A 1570-nucleotide genomic window follows, 5' to 3' on the forward strand; every position below is an offset into this window, starting at 1 on the left:
AGTCAAGGCAACCGAGCCGCGTTCCGCATCCCGGCGGGCCGCTCCCGGCCCCGGAACCACCCCACCGCGTGACCCTCTGAAGTGGGCTGGACACGGATGGTGGCCTGGTTGGGCCGGTCGGGGCGTCCCGGCATCAGCTGTGCATCAAGACGGCCGGGGTGGGTGTCAAGAAAACGTCGGGGGCCCCCGATCGGGTGAGCCGCGCGCGCATGCTCGACCGGCGCGGCCGCCATCGGGGCGGCCGCCGGGAAGAAAACGGAGGCGGCGCATCCATGCCAGATGTGCTGTACGTGGTGCTCCTGATCGGCCTCTTCGGGGTACTGGCGCTGATCCTGCGCGGATTGGAACGGTTGTGAGCGGTACCGGTGTCGTCGCGAACGCCGTCGGCGGCGTGGTCGCGCTGCTGCTGATCGGCTACCTGTTCTACGCCCTGATCCGGCCGGAGCGTTTCTGATGAGCGATACCTGGGCGGGCCTGCTGCAGGCCGCCATCCTGGTCGCGGCACTGGCGGTCGTCTACCGGCCGTTCGGCGCCTGTCTGGCCCACACGTTCACCAGTGAGAAGCACTGGCGCGTCGAACGGGCCGTGTACCGGCTGGTGCGGGTGGACCCCGGATCGCAGCAGCGGTGGACCACCTATGCGGTGGGCACGCTGTCCTTCGGCCTGGTCTCGGCACTGCTGCTGTACCTGCTGCAGCGGATCCAGCCGCTGCTGCCCTTCGACTTCGGGCGCACCATCCCGCCCGGCATGGCGTTCAACACCGCCGCGAGCTTCGCCACCAACACCAACTGGCAGTCCTACGTGCCCGAGTCGGTGATGGGGCACGCGGTGCAGATGCTGGGCCTGACGGTGCAGAACTTCGTGTCGGCGGGGATGGGCCTTGCGGTCGCGATCGCGCTGATCCGGGCGTTCGTGCGCGACCAGACCGACCGGCTGGGCAACTTCTGGGTCGACCTGACCCGCGCCACCGTGCGGATCCTGCTGCCCGTCGCCTTCGTGTCCGCGATCGTGCTGGTCGCACTGGGCGTCACGATGAGCCTGCGCGAAAACGTTCCGGTGACCGCACTGGACGGCACCGGGCATTCGATCGCGGTGGCACCGGCGGCGAGCCAGGAGGCCATCAAGGAGCTGGGGACCAACGGCGGTGGGATCTTCAACGCCAACTCGGCGCATCCGTTCGAGAACCCCGGCGCGTGGTCGAACCTGATCGAGATGTTCCTGATCCTGCTCATCCCGGTCTCGCTGACCCGCACCTTCGGGCTCATGGTGGGCAGCAGGCGGCAGGGCCACGTCCTGCTGTCGGTGATGGCCGTGCTGTGGACCGGTGTGCTCGCCGTGACCTGGTGGGCCGAGGCGCATCCGAACGGTCCCGCCTCGCTGCTGGCGGGCGGCGCCACCGAGGGCAAGGAGACCCGCTTCGGGATTCCGGGTTCGAGCCTGTTCGCCACGAGTACCACCGGCACCTCCACCGGCGCGGTGAACTCGATGCACGACAGCTACACCGGGCTGGGCGGCGCGGGCCCGCTGTTCCAGATGATGCTCGGCGAGATCTCGCCGGGCGGGGTGGGGA

The 1570-nt window shown here is 69.4% G+C and carries 3 protein-coding genes; all 3 read left to right on the forward strand.

Going from position 1 to position 1570, the window contains the following annotated elements; translation table 11 throughout:
- Positions 1-158: 158 nt before the first annotated feature.
- The gene (locus FNH05_RS38670; protein ID WP_186382937.1) at positions 159-356 is read left to right on the forward strand and encodes a hypothetical protein; all 198 of its coding nucleotides are present in this window, start codon (positions 159-161) and stop codon (positions 354-356) included.
- A complete protein-coding gene (gene kdpF / locus FNH05_RS37120; protein ID WP_144593498.1) occupies positions 353-454 on the forward strand; it encodes a K(+)-transporting ATPase subunit F in 102 nt (33 codons plus the stop codon). The genes FNH05_RS38670 and kdpF overlap by 4 nt, the downstream gene beginning before the upstream one ends.
- Positions 454-1570: potassium-transporting ATPase subunit KdpA (gene kdpA, locus FNH05_RS37125; protein ID WP_144593499.1), on the forward strand; the 1117-nt coding region annotated here is incomplete at its 3' end. The genes kdpF and kdpA, both read left to right, overlap by 1 nt.

This window comes from Amycolatopsis rhizosphaerae, from assembly GCF_007713715.1.
Taxonomy (GTDB): Bacteria; Actinomycetota; Actinomycetes; order Mycobacteriales; family Pseudonocardiaceae; genus Amycolatopsis_E; species Amycolatopsis_E rhizosphaerae.